Below are 1,543 nucleotides of genomic sequence, written 5' to 3'. Positions count from 1 at the left end.
TGTTGCTAGCATCTGGAACTGCTACGCTTGAGTGTATGTTGATGAAACGGCCAATGGTTGTATCGTATCGTTTGAACGAGCTTACGTACTGGGTGATGCAGAGGTTAATTAAGACGCCATTTGTCGCTTTGCCAAACTTATTAGCGAATAAGCTACTAGTGCCAGAGTTGTTACAAGACGACGCAACGGCGGTTAATATATCTAAGGCTGCTTTAGAGCGCCTTTCTGATGAGGGTCAGAACGAAGTCGCTGCTACTTTCACTTCTCTACATGAAAGCCTGCAACGTAACGCTAGTTCCGAAGCTGCTCAAGCTGTTTTGGATTTGGTTCGCCGTTAATGGAATGCTTCTTCCGTGATGATTTTCAGTACGCTAAGGGCTATTCTGGGCAGTTATTAGCTGGAGTTGATGAGGTTGGCCGAGGGCCGCTTGTTGGTTCTGTGGTTGCTGCAGCCGTAATTCTTGATCCTGACCAAGAAATTGAAGGTTTAGCAGACTCTAAAAAACTGTCTGAAAAAAAACGCACGAAACTTGCTGACGAAATTAAGAGTAAAGCGCTTGCGTGGTCTATCGCTGAAGCAAGCCCAGCGGAGATCGATGAGCTAAACATTTTCCATGCCTCCATGTTAGCGATGGAGCGTGCGGTTAACTCTCTTAGCGTTCGTCCCGAGCATGTGCTTGTCGATGGAAATCGTGTTCCAAAGGGTCTCAATTGCTCAGCAAGTCCTTTAATAAAGGGGGATGCATTGGCGAAGTGTATTAGCGCCGCTTCTATTCTCGCCAAGGTATGGCGCGACGCTGATATGGTTCGTCTGGATGCTTACTATCCTGAGTATGGATTCGCGAAGCATAAAGGCTATCCCACAAAGGCGCATTTTCTTGCGCTTGATCAACATGGTGTTTGTCCAGAGCATCGAAAGTCTTTTGCTCCCGTTGCAAAGTTGTTGCACAAAACTACTAGTTAGCAGGTTCTGCGTGACTTAGCACTTATATTGGATTTGCAGTAATTCACAAAACGAAAATTGGTCAAAAATATGACGCAAAGCTAGTATTATATGCGATGTAATTCCGTCTAAATTCCTGAGGTACGACTACGCTTTTCTCACTGATACGAATTTTGGTGAGAATTAAGATGGTTTACCAAGCGACTCAAAACTTATTGAAAACCTCTATCCTAGCAAGCGTTTTAGGGCTCGCGGCATGCGGGGGTGGCGGTTCCGGCTCTGATGACGCTAGTGCGGCGCCTGTTGCAACCGCTGCATTGTCAGGTGAGGTGTCTGTAAGTGGTCGCGCAGTCAAAGGTGTCATCAAGCAGGGTTTGGTGACGGCATATCGTATTCAAACGAATGGCCAAAAGAATGTCGCCTCTTCAGTAGTTGGGAGTCCGGTGCGCACAGATTCTGAAGGCTATTACTCAATTAATCTTCCTCGCAGTGTTGTAGGTGAGCAGATTGTTTTTGAGGTGACGGCTGATGAGCAAACGCGAATGACTTGTGAGGCGACGAGCGGTTGTAGCGAAAACGGTGTGTACGATTTCGGCGAAG

2 protein-coding genes and 1 pseudogene are annotated in these 1,543 nt (G+C 46.8%); all 3 read left to right on the top strand.

Annotated features, from left to right (window positions below; genetic code table 11):
• A pseudogene (locus tag A3762_RS11310) lies at positions 1-338 on the top strand (lipid-A-disaccharide synthase); the annotation flags it as partial.
• On the top strand, positions 338-964 hold the full coding sequence (gene rnhB, locus A3762_RS11305) for a ribonuclease HII (protein ID WP_068754311.1): 627 nt from the start codon (positions 338-340) through the stop codon (positions 962-964). The pseudogene A3762_RS11310 and the gene rnhB, both read left to right, overlap by 1 nt.
• A 167-nt stretch (positions 965-1,131) precedes the next feature.
• On the top strand, positions 1,132-1,543 hold a 412-nt coding region (locus tag A3762_RS11300; RefSeq protein WP_197469216.1), incomplete at its 3' end, for a hypothetical protein.

Source organism: Oleiphilus sp. HI0125 (assembly GCF_001635355.1).
The sequence above is the reverse complement of the archived record's forward strand: the minus strand, read 5'-3'. Positions and strand labels throughout refer to the sequence as shown.

Bases quoted from the DNA above. Each gene is read 5' to 3' on its own strand.
- rnhB (WP_068754311.1), top strand. From the start codon at position 338: ATGGAATGCTTCTTCCGTGATGATTTTCAGTACGCTAAGGGCTATTCT.